The following is a 16882-nucleotide window of genomic DNA, read 5'->3' as shown; positions in this document are numbered from 1 at the left end:
TTTCTAAATACACCCCAATTGCTAAGGTAAAGGTTTTGATCTCCACAGCGAATATTACTCAACAATTCGGCGCTAAGCCGCTATTCGAAAACATTTCAGTTAAGTTCGGCGAAGGTAATCGCTACGGCTTAATTGGAGCTAACGGTTGTGGTAAATCAACCTTTATGAAGATCCTCAGCGGCGAGCTTGAGCAAACCAGCGGTAACGTGAGTTACGATCCAAACGAGCGCGTTGCAAAACTAAACCAGGACCAGTTCGCTTACGAAGAATTTACGGTAATCGATACCGTTATCATGGGTCATAAAGAGCTATGGGAAGTGAAGAAAGAGCGTGACCGTATCTACTCACTTGCTGAAATGAGTGAAGAAGACGGCATGAAAGTGGCTGACCTAGAAGTTCAGTTTGCGGAAATGGACGGCTACATGGCAGAAGCCAAAGCGGGCGAGCTTCTTCTTGCGGTGGGTATTCCAATGGAGCAGCACTTCGGCCTAATGAGTGAAGTGGCGCCGGGCTGGAAACTTCGTGTGCTTCTAGCGCAAGTTCTATTCGCAGACCCAGACGTTATGCTGCTTGACGAACCTACCAACAACTTGGACATGGATACGATCCGTTGGTTGGAAGACACGCTAAATGCGCGTAACTGCACCATGATCATCATCTCGCACGACCGCCACTTCCTAAACTCAGTATGTACGCACATGGCGGACTTGGATTACGGTGAACTGCGCATTTACCCAGGTAACTATGATGAGTACATGACAGCAGCTTCTCAAGCTCGTGAACGTCTATTAAACGACAACGCGAAGAAGAAAGCACAAATTGCTGAGCTACAAACGTTCGTTGCACGTTTCTCAGCAAACGCATCGAAAGCAAAACAAGCGACATCTCGTGCTAAGCAAATCGACAAGATCAAACTGGATGAAGTTAAAGCGTCTAGCCGTCAAAACCCATTCATTCGTTTCGAACAGTCGAAAGAGCTGTTCCGTAACGCTCTGATTGTTGAAAACCTAAGCCAAGGATTCGAAGAGGACTTGTTCTCAGACTTCAATGCAATTTTTGAAGTGGGTGAGCGCGTTGCGATCATCGGTGAGAACGGTGTGGGTAAAACAACACTTCTAAACACGCTTGCTGGTGTGCTTGAACCGCGTGCGGGTGAGTACAAATGGTCTGAAAACTCAAACATCGGTTACTACGCGCAAGACCACGCGCATGACTTTGCAGAAGACATGAACCTAACGGATTGGATGGGTCAATGGCGTCAAGAAGGTGATGACGAGCAAGTCGTTCGTGGTTTCCTTGGTCGTATGCTGTTTGGTCAAGACGACATTAAAAAGTCAGTAAAAGTACTGTCTGGTGGTGAGCAAGGTCGTATGCTGCTTGGTAAGCTGATGATGCACAAGCCAAACATGCTGCTAATGGACGAACCTACCAACCACATGGATATGGAATCGATTGAATCTTTGAACACCGCGCTTGAGCAATACAAAGGCACGTTGTTCTTCGTATCTCACGACCGTGTATTCGTAGACTCGCTAGCAACGCGTATTATCGAAATCCGCGATGGCAAGATCACGGACTTCAAAGGCACGTACTCTGAGTTCCTAAAATCTCGTGGCGTTGACGCGTAATTACTCGCAAAGCGTTTAAAAAGCAAAAGCCTCGCTATTTAGCGAGGCTTTTTATATTGGTCTTAATCCTTAAACTGACCGGTTATATACGCATATATGCCGACGACACCAAATGTAATGATCATTGAGAGCATGATGCCACTGGGCGTGAGCAAAAAATTCCACAGTTGGTCATTGTCCATAGTTCACATCCTTTGTGAATGAGCTGTAGTTAGCATCAATTAAAGCAAGCGTTGTTATTGCTACAACACATGTTGCTATTTCTGACTTATATCGTTTAATTAAGCCTTCATAACGTGATGATTTACTTATCCCAATTGTTATAAGTTTACACGAATCGACGGTTTTGTATTATTTTCTCGTTAACGAGATGCACTTTCGCCTTTCACATCAAACTCAATCTTGTCGGCTCCGGTAAATACTTGGAAGCGTAAACCTTTTGCTCGCGCAATCGTCGTAATGCCAAATTGTTTCGCAAGATCTAACCCCATTTGAGTAACGCCAGAGCGAGAAAGTAGAACAGGAATGCCCATTTGGGCCACTTTAATCACCATCTCTGAAGTAAGGCGACCAGTTGTGTAGAAAATTTTATCTTCACCTGTTTCTTCTTTGAGCCACATCTCACCTGCAAGCGTATCCACAGCATTGTGGCGGCCGACATCTTCCACAAATGACAATACCTCATTGCCTTTGCAAACCGCACAGCCATGCACCGCACCTGCTTTTTTGTAGGTGTCGTTGTAATGAGTCAACGCTTCCAATGCGGAATAGATTTCTGATTGTTTAAGCGGAACTTGAGGCACTTGATAGTTCTCAAGTTGTTTCATCACATTGCCATACATGGTGCCTTGACCACAGCCAGATGTGACGGTTTTCTTTTTCAGAGCGCCTTCTAAATGTTCGGTATTTTCTTTAGTAATCACCGCTGCGGAATGCGTTTCCCAGTCAATAATGACGGATTCAATCGCTGCTGGATCAGACAGGAAGCTTTGGTTTTTTAAATAACCCAGTACCAGCGCTTCAGGACGCGAACCTAGCGTCATGAGCGTGACCACTTCTTTCCAGTTCAGCATGACCGTAAGAGGGCGCTCGCACGCGATTTGCTTTGTCAGTTTTTCGCCGTACTCGTCGTACACGTCGACTTCAATGGTTTGCAGGGGATTTTCACTGGTTTTAATAATATTTGGTTTCAGCACAGTCGTGTCCTAGTGATTAAGAGCGTTAGGTTGCTACGCATTTAGCTTGCTAAGTGGTTAGCAAAGCAAATCTCGTTCCAAAATAGCTGTTCCCACAATAATTGCGAGGTTTTATGTCAACAATGCATTAAAACTGCGAGTTCGCAGTAATGACACATCCGTACATTTGAGTTTCGGCTAGTTTGGTACTTATAGCCAGAGGACATGAATAGGCTAAGCTTTATCAGTGTGGCTCGTTTATTGCTTATAAGTCAATAAAATGGTCGAAAGTAAGGTCAAAGTGTCCTGCTTGCTTTCAGACCAAAATAGAAAAACTGGGTGAGTTATGTCGGATAAGAAAGATTTCGAGAACAATTACGAGAAGACTGAAGACGCATGGCCAATTGGCGTAGAGCTTGTTGAGCATGAGATCAGTACAGGGATTTGGGTGACAACCCAATGGCAGTTGACGGGATTTGCGCTAAATCCGACAGAAGAGACTCCAGATGTTTGTCTGTTGCAATTGCACAAAGACGAGCGTACAGACTACCGCTTCAACTTAAGCTCTCAGCAACCTAAACTTTTTTTAGTGATGGATAACGTCGAGTCTGGTGAAAAATCAGCGATACAGCTACTAACGGCTTCACAATCTGTCGCGGCGCAATATATGGATGGCGACAACCTTGTACTATCCAACGATATGCCGTTAGCCGTTCAGGCTTGGATGGAAGCCTTTATCGGTCGCCACGGTGAGCTGTTAGAAGTAAGACGTAAGAAACGCAAAGGAGCGGGCAGAGCAAATGGCAACTAGTTTTTTAAGCCGTTGGTCGAAACGTAAATTAGAAGAATCTTCCCAATATGATGAAGAGATCACGCCGATGGCAGAGACGGAGCAATCCGAAGATAGTGTCACAGCGCTTTCAAACGCAGACGAAAGCTCAGACGCTTTGAACGTCAATGAGGTTAGTCAGGCTCCAGACATTACCGCGAGTGTAGAGACTGAAAAGCCCGAAGAAATGTCTGTGGCGCAACTGCTGGTTTCTGAAGCTTCAGAAAGCGTTAAGAAAGCCGCGCTGCGCAAAATGTTCTTGTCCGAAGAATTTAACGTGCGTGATGGCCTAGACGATTACGATGATGATTACAGTAACTTAAAGTCACTTTCTAAAGACGTCGCAGAGACGCTGCGTGATTGGGTTAAAGAAAAAGTGGAAGAAGAACCAGACGCTGAAACGACGCAAGGATCTGAACTTAACGCTGACGATATCGCATATGAGGTGGTTGAAGACGCGGAACCAAACGCCGAAAAAAGTGCCGGAATTACCCAAGATGAAAATGAACTGTATATAAACACAGTGCCTGGTAAAGGTGATACTTTTGCTGAGGAATCACCGCCTAACGAGGTGAGACAAAATATACCACACAAAGAATAGGTACATTTTGACTAAACACTCAATGAACCGGCTGGGACAAAATGTCTCAACCGGTTTTTTTATCCCTACTATTTGTCGGTAAAATACCTAAGTGGTTGAATTTTAATTGATATTTTATTGGCATGACATTTGCTATTTGTTGCTCAATACCAATCTGGTTGAAGTTAGCACGGACGCACTGCGTAGTATTCATCGCCTATAGATGGCGGAATAAGAATGCTCATTGATAAGTTAATCAGCAGAATCTCCGGCGCTAACTACACTAAGAGATGGAAAAGACTATCCATGTTCATAAATGGAATTGAGCAATGCTGAAACAATTATTAGAACAAGCAACTTCCAATAACGGTAAAGCGAGGCTGTACGCTTTCGAAAATACCGTAGAGTTGACCAATCTTATTCCACCAACCGTAAGCTATGAAAGCGGCGGTAATACTTTGATTGTGGGTCCAACGGCAATCATCGAAAGTGCGGCAGCGCAATTGTCGCAAATGAACAGCCTAACGCTGCTTTCTACCGATGGCGAAAAGGGAACAAATCCCGAGCTTTACTACGCCAATTCGGTTCAGGTTTCAGGGTTCTTAGGTACGTTTGAAGTTCTGATTGAAAATCATGGTTCGACCAACAATCTTGCCAAGGTCGCGATCAATAGCGATTGTTTCGATATCGTACTCGATCTTTGCCTAAACAGCTGCATGTCGGAAGAAGTACCAGTACCGGGCTACTACCCAGTTGGTCGTGGCTATCCGAAACTGGCTGAAGCGTTGGAAGAAATTCCAACCTTGATGGGGACGTTCGATAAACCGAAATTCTTCCGTTTAGATACCGATCTATGTGCACACAGCTCTCGTGGCGTAAAAGGTTGCGAACGTTGTGTGGATGCTTGTCCGGCAGGGGCACTATCGAGTGAAGGCAGCGACAAAACGGGCCATCGCATCGAGATCAACCCATACCTATGTCAAGGCGTGGGTACTTGTGCTACAGCGTGTCCGACAGAAGCTATTCATTACGCATTGCCAAACCCCGAAGATACGCAAAAGTTTATTGAACGTACGCTAGCCAACTATGAGCAAGCGGGTGGTTTAGATCCTATCGCATTGATTTGTAGTTCTCGCCACGAGAGCTACAACGTGATGGCACTAAAAGCATTGCCAGATAATGTGATTCCAATTGTGGTGGAAGAACTGCCTTCGGTTGGTATAGATACTTGGTTCGCTGCGCTTGTGAACGGTGCCACTCAGGTACTGTTTGCGGCTTCGCGTTTTATGCCTCAAACCATTATTCGTGTGCTTAATAGCGAAGTAGGTATTGCTCAAGAGTTGCTCGACCAGCTTGGTATCGCCAAAGAAACCATCGACATTCTGTATCTAGAATCACTACGTGAAGGTGCTCCGACACTTTGTACCGAGTCTTTTGATTTGGCATTAGGTGATTTGCAAGGTAACAAACGTCAGCGTCTATTTACGGCGTTGGATGCGTTGTCAGCATCGCGTATTCCAGTTGAGAACATTGTTGAACTGCCAGCGAATGCACCTTACGGCACGGTTTCTTGTGAAAGCAAAGATTGTACGTTGTGCATGAGCTGTGTGGCGGTGTGTCCAACACGTGCATTGCATACGGACGGCCAATCTCCGTCGCTTAAATTCGTCGAGCAAGACTGCATTCAATGTGGGCTGTGCGAGAAAGCGTGTCCAGAGAAAGTGCTGACGCTTACTCCTCGTATGAACTGGGTGAAAGAAGAACGCCAGAAAGCGGTTGTGATTCATGAAGAAAAGGCAGCCGAGTGCATTCGCTGTCACAAGCCTTTTGCTCCGCAATCGATGATCGACATGCTGCAAAACAAGCTTCGTGGCCATTCTCATTTCTCTGATGAAGCTGCCATTAATCGCATCGCCATGTGTGAAGACTGTCGTGTGATCGACATGTTTGAGTCGATGGCTGCAGATCCAATGAATCAATTGAAATACTAGGAGATCGCAGTGGATACACAACAAGAACAAACACTGAGAACAGACATTTATCTCGTTCTATCCGCACTTTTTCGTAGTGCGCCAAGTGATGAAATGCTGGCGTTCTTGAAATCGCTAGAAATTGAACCGTCTGAGAGCGCGATGCAAAAAGCTTGGCTCGCACTGCAACAAGCCGCGAACGAAGCGCAACGAGAAGCATTAGAAGAAGAATATCAAGATCTGTTTATTGGCATTGGACGTGGTGAAGTTGTGCCATTCGGATCTTGGCATCGCACTGGCTCGATGATGGAAAAACCGTTAGCGGAAATTCGTCGCGATTTGGATCTTTTAGGCATCGAACGAGAAGAGAACGTGAAAGAGCCTGAAGACCATATTTCTGCACTGTGCGAAGTGATGGCAATGCTGACGGGTGAAGAGGAAGAACTTCAACAAGCGGTGTTTAACAAACACATCGCCCCTTGGTTCCAATCTTTTACGCGCCAACTAGAGAACGCAGAAAGCGTGAACTTCTACAAGCCAGCTGCACAGCTTTGCGATGCATTTTTAACGTTAGAGCAAGTGCGCTTTAGCGTGAACACCAAAAGCAGTAAGAGCAAATTAAAAATTGATGTGAAAAACGTCACTGATTACGAGTAATCGAGCAGTACTTGGTCATATCGATAGAGAGGCATGAGTCTCCAAAGATCTACCGTAAGGTAAGGAAGCAATGATGAAAGATAATAAAGAAATAAACACAAGCCGTAGGGATCTCCTAAAAGGCTTCACAACCGCTGCCGTTGCTGGTGCTGTTGTTGCGGGAACCACGAAAGTGGCCGTTGCTTCAGAAACGGTTGAGCCTTCTGAAAAAGACGTGAAGAAGAAAGGGTATCGTGAAACTCAACACATTCGCGATTACTACGACACACTTTAGGAGATAACGGATGAAACTTGTCAAACGCTCCGACAGTGTGAGCAAAGAAACGAACCAGCTTGGCGTATCTCGTCGTGCATTCATGAAAAACACTTCGCTTGCCGCTGGTGGCGCAGTGGTTGGTGCTAGTCTATTCGCACCGGGAATGATGAAAAAAGCGCAAGCAAAATCCGTCGATCCAGAAGCGAAAACAGAAGTAAAACGTACTATCTGTTCTCACTGTTCAGTGGGTTGTGGTATTTACGCAGAAGTTCAAAATGGTGTTTGGACGGGTCAAGAGCCTGCATTCGACCACCCATTTAACGCCGGTGGTCACTGTGCAAAAGGCGCAGCACTGCGTGAACATGGCCACGGTGAGCGCCGTCTTAAATACCCAATGAAGCTTGAAAACGGTAAGTGGAAAAAGCTTTCTTGGGATCAAGCGATCGAAGAAATCGGTAACAAGGTGATGGACATCCGCAAAGAGTCTGGCCCTGATTCGGTTTACTTCTTGGGAAGCGCAAAGCACAGCAACGAACAAGCGTACTTGTTCCGCAAAATGGCATCACTTTGGGGCACTAACAACGTTGACCACCAAGCGCGTATTTGTCACTCAACAACAGTGGCGGGTGTAGCGAACACTTGGGGTTACGGTGCGATGACCAACTCTTTCAATGACATGCACAACTGTAAGTCGATGTTGTTCATTGGTTCAAACCCAGCTGAAGCTCACCCAGTCGCGATGCAGCACATTCTGATCGCGAAGGAGAAGAACAACTGTAAGATCGTCGTAGCGGATCCTCGTCGCACTCGTACGGCGGCGAAATCTGATCACTATGTATCACTTCGTCCTGGTTCTGACGTAGCATTCATTTGGGGTGTGTTGTGGCACATCTTCGAAAACCAATGGGAAGATAAAGAGTTCATCCGTCAACGTGTATTCGGTATGGATGAAATCCGTGCTGAAGTGGCGAAGTGGACGCCAGTAGAAGTTGAGCGTGTAACAGGCGTAAGCGAAGAAGACGTTTACCAAACAGCAAAACTGCTTTCTGAAAATCGCCCAGGCTGTATTGTTTGGTGTATGGGTGGTACTCAGCATACTACCGGTAACAACAACACACGTGCTTACTGTGTGCTTGAACTAGCGCTTGGTAACATTGGTAAATCAGGCGGCGGCGCAAACATCTTCCGCGGTCACGATAACGTACAAGGCGCAACCGACCTTGGCGTACTTTCTGACACGCTTCCGGGCTACTACGGCCTTTCTGAAGGTGCTTGGCGTCATTGGTCAAAAGTGTGGGAAATCGATTACGAATGGATTAAAGGTCGTTTCGATGACAACGCTTATAGCGGTCAGAAACCAATGCACAGTGCAGGTATCCCAGTATCTCGTTGGGTCGATGGTGTATTGGAAAACAAAGACAACATTCGTCAACGCGAAAACATCCGCGCAATGTTCTACTGGGGACACGCAGTGAACTCTCAAACACGTGGTGTTGAGATGAAAAAAGCGATGCAGAAGCTGGACATGATGGTGATTGTGGACCCATACCCAACTGTTGCTGCGGTAATGAACGACCGTACCGACGGCGTTTACCTGCTTCCTGCAACAACGCAGTTTGAAACATACGGCAGTGTTACCGCTTCTAACCGCTCTCTACAATGGCGTGATCAGGTGATTGAACCTTTGTTCGAATCAAAACCAGACCACGAAATCATGTACCTGCTTTCGAAGAAACTGGGCTATTCAGATCTTCTGTTCAAAAACATCCGTGTTGAAAACAACCAGCCGGTGATTGAAGACCTAACGCGTGAATTCAACAAAGGCATGTGGACGATTGGTTACACAGGCCAAAGCCCAGAGCGTTTGAAAGCGCACCAACAAAACTGGCATACGTTCCACAAAACCACATTGGAAGCGGAAGGTGGCCCTGTCAACGGTGAAACCTACGGTCTACCTTGGCCATGTTGGGGTACACCGGAAATGAAACACCCAGGCACACACATTCTGTACGATACGTCTAAGACGGTTGCAGAAGGTGGCGGTAACTTCCGTACGCGCTTTGGTGTGGAATTCGAAGGCAAGAGCCTTCTTGCAGAAGACAGTTACTCGAAAGGCTGTGAAATCAAAGACGGTTACCCAGAATTCACTGACAAGTTGTTGAAACAACTTGGTTGGTGGGACGACCTAACGGCTGAAGAGAAAGCGGCAGCAGAGGGTAAAAACTGGAAGACTGACCTTTCTGGCGGTATTCAGCGTGTCGCGATCAAGCACGGTTGTATCCCATTTGGTAACGCGAAAGCGCGTGCGATTGTTTGGACGTTCCCAGACCGCGTACCACTGCATCGTGAACCACTGTACACACCACGTCGTGACCTTGTAACGGATTACCCAACTTGGGACGACAAAGATGCGATCTTCCGTGTTCCTACGTTGTATAAATCCATTCAAGAGCAAGACAAATCGGGCGAGTACCCAATCGTTCTGACTTCTGGTCGTCTGGTTGAATACGAAGGTGGTGGTGAAGAGACGCGTTCAAACCCATGGCTTGCCGAGCTTCAACAAGAAATGTTTGTCGAAGTAAATCCGAAAGACGCGAACGACCTTGGTTTCAGAGATGGTGATGATGTTTGGGTTGAAGGTGCAGAGAAGGGACGAATCAAGGTGAAAGCGATGGTAACACGTCGTGTGAAACCTGGTTTGGCGTTCATTCCGTTCCACTTTGGCGGTAAGTTCGAAGGTGAAGACCTACGTCCTAAATACCCAGAAGGTACACAGCCTTACGTTGTTGGCGAATCGGCTAACACGGCAACCACTTACGGTTACGACCCGGTTACCTTGATGCAGGAAACCAAAGTAACCCTATGTAACATTCGTAAAGCGTAAGGAGTCTGACAATGGCACGAATGAAATTTCTATGTGACACCAAACGCTGTATCGAGTGTAACGGCTGTGTTACTGCATGTAAGAACGAAAACGATGATGCTCTTGAATGGGGCATTCAACGTCGCCGCGTGGTAACACTGAACGACGGTGAAGCTGGTGAAAACTCCATCTCTGTTGCTTGTATGCACTGTACCGATGCGCCTTGTATGGCAGTTTGTCCAGCAGACTGTTTTGAACATACCGAAGACGGCATCGTTCTTCACAATAAAGATCTGTGTATCGGTTGTGGTTACTGTTTGTTTGCTTGTCCGTTTGGCGCACCTCAGTTCCCTAAACAAGAAGCGTTTGGTGAACGTGGCAAAATGGATAAATGTACTTTCTGTGCGGGCGGCCCAGAAACAGAGCCTGGCTCTGAGGAAGAGCGCCAAAAATACGGTGCGAACCGTATCGCAGAAGGCAAGTTACCAATGTGTGCATCGCTTTGTTCAACAAAAGCGCTGCTTGCGGGTGACGCAGAGAAAGTCTCTGACATTTTCCGTCAACGTGTGGTAGAACGCGGCGCGAAAAACGCAGGTTGGACAGACGGAAACGATCTTTCTTACGATGCGACGAAAAGCTAAGTAAGGAGAGGCACATGTTAAACACGCTTAAACGTGCGTCTCTAGCAATGCTGTCAATGATGACGGCATTGCTGCTGACTTTCGCAATGCCTGCTTCAGCAGAGGAACAATCTTCTAAAGTTATTCAACAGGAGATCACGCAACTCGCCGGGGCAGACTATTGGCGCGAGGTCAGAGAGGGGCAAGAAGGCTACACCACGTCTCAATCGCCAGAACATGGCGTATTGATCAGTAAACCTGGTGAGACTTGGTACATTCTAAAAGAGAAATGGATGTCTCCAGCTGGTGCTGTCGCGATTTTCGGCAGTATTGCAATGGTAATCATGGCTTACGTATTCGTTGGCCCTTTAATGCTTAGCAAGCCGCGTACTGGCAGAAAGATGAAACGTTGGTCTCGTTTAGACCGCGCGCTTCACTGGAGTATGGCGTTTACATTCTTAACGTTGGCATTCAGTGGTTTGATGCTGGTTTACGGTAAGCACTTCTTAAAACCGTACGTTCCTACTGAGTTCTGGGGCTTTATCGTCATGTTGGCGAAGCAGTACCACAATTACATGGGACCATTGTTCTTCATTTTGCTGATGCTCGTGCTCTTTAAATGGTGGCGCAAGTCGATTCCAAACATGACTGATGTTCGTTGGTTCATGAAAATGGGCGGTATGGTTGGTAAACACAAAGGCACACATCCGTCAGCTGGTTTCTCAAACGGTGGTGAGAAGGCAATCTATTGGTTATTGATCTTCTTTGGTGCTATCGCGGCAGTGAGTGGCTTAGTTCTGGACTTTCCTATCTTTGGCCAAACTCGCCGTGACATGGAGCTTTCTAACTTAGTTCACGCGATTTCGGCACTGATTCTAATCTGTGGCTTTATCTTCCACATCTATATTGGTCTATTCGGTATGGAAGGTGCGCTAGAAGGCATGGTTACAGGTGAAGTTGATGAAACATGGGCGAAAGAGCATCACGATCTTTGGTATGAAGAAGTGAAATCCAAAGAAGCGATGGGCGAAACAGATACGGCACAAACGGAAGCAAAAGGAGCGAAAGCGAATGAACAAACCTCATAACGGGATTTGGGTTGCGTACATCCTGAGCTGTCTGACCCCGTTTACGTTTCTGATCTCAGGCGTTATCGCAATTATCTATGCTGGTTACCGATTAGATAAGGGAGAAGACAGCGACGTAGTGATTTCTCATTACTACGGTTTAATTCGTACCTTCTTTCTCTACCTGACGTTTTTTGTTGTGTTGATCGTCACCGTCGCGACTTCTAATGGTGTACTCGTTGGCGTGAGTGATTATTGGTTGCATAGTACTTTGCTTGAAACCATCGCTTACTTTATTCCTTGGGTAGGGATGGTGTTTGCTGCATTAGCCATCTTGGTGTGGTTTATGCGAATGTTTCAAGGGATGCAGCAACTGCGCAATAACCAACCACACAGACCATCGAGAGGTCCAAACCTTTAATCAGTATTCTTTAAGCAAAACCGCCGTAATAGGCGGTTTTTTGTTGCTGTCATGTCTCAAATATGAAGCGCTGAGTCCCACAGGTGATACTTGATGCAACTTATTGAGTGAATTTATGTAACTGGGCAGAAAATCATAGTTAAGTAAGAAACATGTAAAAAAATCGCGTCGCGATGAGACATTAGTCTCACTCACGCTATTGTTCATTTACTCAGGATTCATCGTCCCGTTAAAGTACGCTGCGCTCAGAAATTCAAAGAGTTGCATACGTGAAAATTGCCATCAATACATTCAGTCTACGCATACAGAGGAATCTCTATCGGAGGATGTTTGATTAAGGCATCTTGCTCTCACAAATAAAAAGAGCGAAACGAGCATTAAATGATGCGGCAAGGTAAGAAAAGGACAAACACGTTACGGCTATGATCCCTCAATTCGTCATTCCTATCACGAATCGCTTTGGCGAAAGTTATCACTTCTCTGGTCAGTTACTTACTAGCGGCGAACCTAAAACATTCGTGACCAAACAAGAGGCAATAGAGTTTCTTGAGAGCTTTGGTGAGCTTGACCTTCGCTCTGTCGAAGACTTGTTCTATTCGATTGGTCAATTCAAGCCAAACATACCTGACGGTGAGCTTGCTTCCCAACACTATAATTCAACGTTTGCCAATGCTTTGGTGAACGGTGACTTGCATGTCGTTCGAATTGTACCGACCGGAGAAAACTACGCACTCTCTTCTGCGGTTACGCCTCCACCGACTCAGAGTACCGTCAATGCAAAACCATCGAAGGGAAAGGGGAAGTCGAATAAAAAGAGTGGAAGAAGTGCCGCATCTGCTAAGCCTCAGCAACAAAGTAGCGAAAAACATGAGAAAGCCGGTGATCCTGTATCACTTGTGACGGGTGAAGAAATTCTCGAACTCTATGATATCGAGCTACAACAAGGTACTACTTGGCAGCGTAATTATCGCTCTTCGCAGTCGGATGTAAATCATGGAATGGGCTTTGGTTGGAGACATGCATTTCAGTTTGAATTGCACGAGAAGACGGACGAGAAAGACAATGTTATCGCTTGGGAGTTTGTTGACGATAAGGCAGATATCACAGAATTTGAGCCAGTAGATACTGGAGCAACAAGTTACCAGATATACGCTGGTGCGAGCTGTTATTTCCTAAATTCAGCAACTCGGATCGTGACGCTCGCTAATGGGCATCAATATCGATTTGAACAGAAAGATGATCGTTGGCTTGTTAAACAAGTCAGAAATGGCACGTTTTCAACGTTTCAACTGCAGTATTCTCGAAACCATCGATTGATCGAGATTGCATACAACAAGCGTCCGGTTCTTGAATGTCAATATGATAAGCAAGGACGCCTTGTAGAACTGCTTAATGCAAAGTCCCAAAAAGTTCTGACAACTTATACCTATGATGAGCACGATGATTTGGTCAGTGCAATTAATCATTTGGGCTTGAAGGAACAGTATCAATACCGCGGCCATTTAATTGTTAAGCGTGTACGACCAACTGGCTTTACTCATTATTTTGAATGGGATGGCGAAGGTGCTAACGCGAAATGCATCAGGAACGTTGGGGACGCAGGAATTTATGACTATCGCTTCCATTATCAGGGAAATCATTCTTCTTATTCTGACTCGTTAGATCATCAATGGTCTTTCTTGCATGACGAGCAGGGTAACTTACTCGAGAAAATAAGCCCCACCGGTAAAACTTGGCGATGGCAATATGATGAATTAGGACGAAAAGCACAAGCTATCTATCCTGATCAGTCAACGGTCAATTATCAATATAATCAGCATGGTCAATTAGTTTCTAAGTTTCATTCCTCTGGCAAAGAAGTTCAATATGGTTATGACGGCTTAGGTAAGTTAGTTAAAACGGTTTCACCTGACGGGGATATCGAGAAGGCTTACTACAATAGCCTTGGTCAAAGAGTTTGGGATACCGATCAGTTCGGCTGTGTCACGGAATATGATTACGATAAACACGGTCAAGTCGTCAAAAAAGAGTCTGAAGATGGTAAGAAAAGTCAGTGGTGGTGGGATGAACAACAAAGACTTATCGCGAATGAAATAGACGGTACATTACTTCGCTACAGCTACAACGAAGAAGATCTGGTGAATGGCGTCGCTTATCCCGATGGGTGTATTGCTCAACTCGCTTATGATCAATTTGGCAGGCGTACATCAGTTCGTTATTTTAACGACGAAGACAAAGTCGGTTATAGCGAAGAATATTCTTACGATGAGCACAGCCGTGTTGCTCAGATTCGAACGCCAGCAGGCATTACCTCGTATCAATGGGGAGCACTCGCGCAACAAGAAGCAGTCATCTTCCCCGATGGCAGCCATATTTCTTATGAATACGATCAACAACGTAACCTGACTAAATTAGTTCGGAGTGACGGCTTAGAATTCGAATTCCTGTATGACGATGAAGGCCAGCTGTCAGGAACTGTTGGGTTTGATAATCTACAAAGCCAATTTGATTATGACGATATGGGGCGCATCCATCGTAAGCAAGTCGCCGATAGGACTGTGCTGTACCGCTATGACGCTGCGGGTTATCTCAAGCACGTCAAAGCAGGAAATGGTAGCAGTATTGTAGAGAACCACTTCAATTATACGTTTGGTGGGCGACTTACTTTCGCCTCCAATCGCCATCAAACATTGCAATACCAATACTCTTCATTCGGGCATTTAACAAAGCGCATTCAAGGCCAGTTTGAGATAGCGCAGGAGTTTAACAGAGTTGGCCAACGCGTATCTCAGGTACTGCCAGATAATACGGAGCTGAACTTCTCTTATGATCGATATGGGCGTTTTTCAGCAATTCGGTTTGGAAACCTAGATTTACCTCAAATCAAATTTCATTACGATGAAATGGGACGAGTTTCCCAAATTGAAACGGCACATTTTAATGAGCGCATCATTTATGATGGTGTTGGTCGTTTGGTCGAACAACATTGGCCTGATAGAGAGAAAAAGTACGTTTACAATGCGCAAAACCGTATTTCATCAATCATTGATAATACGGCAGGAGCAACACACTATCAGTACGATGCTTTAGGGCAACTGAAACGAGTCAATGCTTCCGGAGAAGTGACTAAGTTTGAATACGATAGTTTTGGCAATCCTACTTTGCCATCTTCAGAGGTATTCGCTGATCGTATTGAAGTACACGATAATGTCCGGTTCAAATATGACGCGCAAGGAAATCAGACAAAACGTGAGGGGCAAGGACACGTTCAGACTCGCGTATTTGATGCGTTAAATCAGCTCATTGAAGTTCACACCGACGATGGTATCAGTCAATATGAATATGATGCATTAGGGCGCAGAACGAAGAAAATTACACAACAAGGCGTTACGGAGTTCCTGTGGGAAGTTGAACGTTTAATTGGTGAACGCTCTTCAGGTGCTTTCCGTTGGTACCTATATCAACCAGAAACCTACACGCCAGTGGCACTGCTAGAAAATGACGTTATTTATTGGTACCAGTGCGATCAAGTTGGTAAACCAGAGCGACTGATCGATTGCGAAGGGAATGTTGTATGGAGTGCCAGCTACGATGCTCACGGCTTTGCTCATGTACATATTGAAAAAGTAGTAAATCCATTGCGTTTTCAAGGACAGTATTTCGATCAAGAAACCAACTTACACTACAACCTCGCTCGGTATTACGACCCTAAGCTAGGACGTTTTATCCAACAAGATCCGATATCTATTGCTGGTGGTATTAATCATTACCAATATGCAGTCAACCCTATCCAATGGATTGACCCAACAGGTTTCCTATGTGAAGAAGGGCTAAAACGCTTGCAGCAAATGCTGGCTGAGTATCAGGCGCAAAGCGATGTTCCCCAAGAGGTTTGCGATCAGATTTTAGAAGCTGCAAAAGAGTCATCCGTCGGAGAAGATGGCGTTCGCTCGCAAGTCAAAATCCGCAAACCCAAAGGTAAAAATCATATTCGATATGAATACGATTTAGACCATATTGATTGCGAGAAAAATGAAATTACTTTTTATCGTCATATCAATCATTCAGATGGCAGCAGGCACGAAGTGCAGTATGTTGTTGGGATTGAGGAGTTTGTCAATGCGCATGTTTTTGACTCAGAGAAAGTCGGTGGAGATGAAAGTTGTACTATCTTAACCGAGGAGCTAGTGCTTAATGAAGCGGATTACAAAGAGAACTCAAAATTCAACGATAATGATAAATACAAACTCTCTGAAGAGTGTAAAGAGAAGATTGAAGAGTGTTTAGTGGAACGTCAAAAGGCAATGGACGCTCGGACTGGTCAAGATGGATATAACGCGCAAATAGGTAAAATCAATAAACAATCGGCAAAAATTGGTGAATTGGCGGCGGATGATTTTGTTCGGAGTAAATGTCCTAATGCTAAGCTAATTCATCCCAAAGATATTGGAACTTCAATTTCGAAGCCGGGCGACTTTGATATGGTTTACAAGGTGGAAGAGCCACCACCTGGTGAAATTATAATTGTTGAGGCTAAAGGTGGCAGCAGTTCGCTCGGTAGCAGAAAAATAGGAAACGAAGCATATCAACAAGGGACAACTGAGTATGCGGCAGCAATAACAAAGTTAATGCAAGAAAATGCAATGGGGACGACGGAAAGACGAGCAGGAAATCAAATTAAAAAAGCAATGTACGATGGTATCCCGATCAGATATTTACATGCGCAAACTCCAATCAACAAAAAGGTTGATAAAGTGCGTGTCAAGGAGTTCTCAATTAACCAAGGAAAATTGAAGCGAGGTCTTGCAACGTGATT

The 16882-nt window shown here is 45.4% G+C and carries 12 protein-coding genes; 11 read left to right on the top strand and 1 reads right to left on the bottom strand.

The window, feature by feature from the left end:
- Positions 1 to 35 precede the first annotated feature (35 nt).
- Complete coding sequence (locus FKN16_RS03685; RefSeq protein ID WP_012841837.1) at positions 36 to 1628, top strand: ABC-F family ATPase; 1593 nt, start codon at positions 36 to 38, stop codon at positions 1626 to 1628.
- A 362-nt stretch (positions 1629 to 1990) separates the two neighbouring features.
- Here the strand turns inward: FKN16_RS03685 and FKN16_RS03680 are convergent, their stop codons facing one another.
- Entirely contained in the window at positions 1991 to 2824 is an 834-nt protein-coding gene (locus FKN16_RS03680; RefSeq protein WP_005396179.1) for a formate dehydrogenase accessory sulfurtransferase FdhD, read from the bottom strand.
- Between the two features lie 325 nt (positions 2825 to 3149).
- On the opposite strand from FKN16_RS03680, the gene FKN16_RS03675 reads away from it, so the two are divergent.
- The 10 genes from FKN16_RS03675 (at position 3150) to FKN16_RS03630 (ending at position 16880) form a co-directional block, all read left to right on the top strand.
- Complete coding sequence (locus FKN16_RS03675; RefSeq protein WP_170902023.1) at positions 3150 to 3614, top strand: DUF3305 domain-containing protein; 465 nt, start codon at positions 3150 to 3152, stop codon at positions 3612 to 3614.
- The gene (locus FKN16_RS03670) at positions 3604 to 4233 is read left to right on the top strand and encodes a DUF3306 domain-containing protein (RefSeq protein WP_170902022.1); all 630 of its coding nucleotides are present in this window, start codon (positions 3604 to 3606) and stop codon (positions 4231 to 4233) included. Before FKN16_RS03675 ends, FKN16_RS03670 begins: the two co-directional genes overlap by 11 nt.
- 308 nt (positions 4234 to 4541) lie before the next feature.
- Positions 4542 to 6203 (top strand): 4Fe-4S dicluster domain-containing protein, encoded by a 1662-nt coding sequence (locus tag FKN16_RS03665; protein WP_170902021.1) that lies wholly within the window; start codon positions 4542 to 4544, stop codon positions 6201 to 6203.
- Positions 6204 to 6212: 9 nt separating this feature from the next.
- On the top strand, positions 6213 to 6839 hold the full coding sequence (locus tag FKN16_RS03660) for a molecular chaperone (protein ID WP_005495048.1): 627 nt from the start codon (positions 6213 to 6215) through the stop codon (positions 6837 to 6839).
- A 73-nt stretch (positions 6840 to 6912) separates the two neighbouring features.
- Positions 6913 to 7113, top strand: coding sequence for a twin-arginine translocation signal domain-containing protein (locus tag FKN16_RS03655; protein WP_005396171.1), 201 nt, complete (start codon positions 6913 to 6915; stop codon positions 7111 to 7113).
- Between the two features lie 10 nt (positions 7114 to 7123).
- The gene (locus FKN16_RS03650; RefSeq protein WP_170902020.1) at positions 7124 to 9979 is read left to right on the top strand and encodes a formate dehydrogenase subunit alpha; all 2856 of its coding nucleotides are present in this window, start codon (positions 7124 to 7126) and stop codon (positions 9977 to 9979) included.
- An 11-nt stretch (positions 9980 to 9990) separates the two neighbouring features.
- Entirely contained in the window at positions 9991 to 10599 is a 609-nt protein-coding gene (fdh3B, locus tag FKN16_RS03645; protein WP_005377536.1) for a formate dehydrogenase FDH3 subunit beta, read from the top strand.
- Positions 10600 to 10613: 14 nt separating this feature from the next.
- A complete protein-coding gene (locus FKN16_RS03640) occupies positions 10614 to 11666 on the top strand; it encodes a formate dehydrogenase subunit gamma (RefSeq protein WP_170902019.1) in 1053 nt (350 codons plus the stop codon).
- Positions 11650 to 12066 carry a hypothetical protein gene (locus FKN16_RS03635; RefSeq protein WP_170902018.1) on the top strand — a complete coding sequence of 139 codons (417 nt, stop codon included), beginning with the start codon at positions 11650 to 11652 and terminating at the stop codon, positions 12064 to 12066. The genes FKN16_RS03640 and FKN16_RS03635 overlap by 17 nt, the downstream gene beginning before the upstream one ends.
- A 422-nt stretch (positions 12067 to 12488) precedes the next feature.
- The gene (locus tag FKN16_RS03630) at positions 12489 to 16880 is read left to right on the top strand and encodes an RHS repeat-associated core domain-containing protein (protein WP_170902017.1); all 4392 of its coding nucleotides are present in this window, start codon (positions 12489 to 12491) and stop codon (positions 16878 to 16880) included.
- The last annotated feature ends 2 nt before the right edge of the window (positions 16881 to 16882 follow it).

Origin of the sequence: Vibrio sp. 11-4(1) (genome assembly GCF_013048625.1) — a bacterium.
In the GTDB taxonomy this organism is placed as follows: domain Bacteria; phylum Pseudomonadota; class Gammaproteobacteria; order Enterobacterales; family Vibrionaceae; genus Vibrio; species Vibrio diabolicus.
Note: the sequence above shows the minus strand (reverse complement) of the source record. Positions and strands in the feature narration are given on the sequence as shown.

Coding starts and splice junctions, on each gene's coding strand:
- FKN16_RS03635 (WP_170902018.1), top strand. CDS start 11,650: ATGAACAAACCTCATAACGGGATTTGGGTTGCGTACATCCTGAGCTGT.
- FKN16_RS03630 (WP_170902017.1), top strand. CDS start 12,489: ATGATCCCTCAATTCGTCATTCCTATCACGAATCGCTTTGGCGAAAGT.
- FKN16_RS03670 (WP_170902022.1), top strand. CDS start 3,604: ATGGCAACTAGTTTTTTAAGCCGTTGGTCGAAACGTAAATTAGAAGAA.
- FKN16_RS03650 (WP_170902020.1), top strand. CDS start 7,124: ATGAAACTTGTCAAACGCTCCGACAGTGTGAGCAAAGAAACGAACCAG.
- FKN16_RS03675 (WP_170902023.1), top strand. CDS start 3,150: ATGTCGGATAAGAAAGATTTCGAGAACAATTACGAGAAGACTGAAGAC.
- FKN16_RS03665 (WP_170902021.1), top strand. CDS start 4,542: ATGCTGAAACAATTATTAGAACAAGCAACTTCCAATAACGGTAAAGCG.
- fdh3B (WP_005377536.1), top strand. CDS start 9,991: ATGGCACGAATGAAATTTCTATGTGACACCAAACGCTGTATCGAGTGT.
- FKN16_RS03640 (WP_170902019.1), top strand. CDS start 10,614: ATGTTAAACACGCTTAAACGTGCGTCTCTAGCAATGCTGTCAATGATG.
- FKN16_RS03655 (WP_005396171.1), top strand. CDS start 6,913: ATGAAAGATAATAAAGAAATAAACACAAGCCGTAGGGATCTCCTAAAA.